1 protein-coding gene is annotated in these 236 nt (G+C 76.7%); it reads left to right on the top strand.

Features of this window, described 5'->3' with window-relative positions:
- The coding region (locus tag LZ017_RS22000) for an AMP-binding protein (RefSeq protein WP_241399061.1) at positions 1–236 on the top strand (236 nt) is incomplete at both ends.

Below are 236 nucleotides of genomic sequence, written 5' to 3'. Positions count from 1 at the left end.
CCGTCGGCGCAGGCCGGCGGCCAGCCGCTGGTGCTGCTGTGCCAGCCGCGCGGCGTGGCGCTGGTGGCCAGCGTGCTGGCGGTGCTCAAGGCCGGCGCGGCCTATGTGCCGGTGGACCCGTCGTATCCGGCCGAACGGCTGGCGGCGATGCTGCAGGACAGCGGGGCGGGCGTGGTGCTGGCGCATGGCGATCTGGAGGCCTCGGTCCAGGCGAACCTGGCGCTGGCGGTGGCCGG

It is taken from the genome of Pelomonas sp. CA6 (assembly GCF_022549225.1).
GTDB lineage: Bacteria > Pseudomonadota > Gammaproteobacteria > Burkholderiales > Burkholderiaceae_C > Roseateles.
This window is presented reverse-complemented; position numbering and strand designations above follow the sequence as displayed.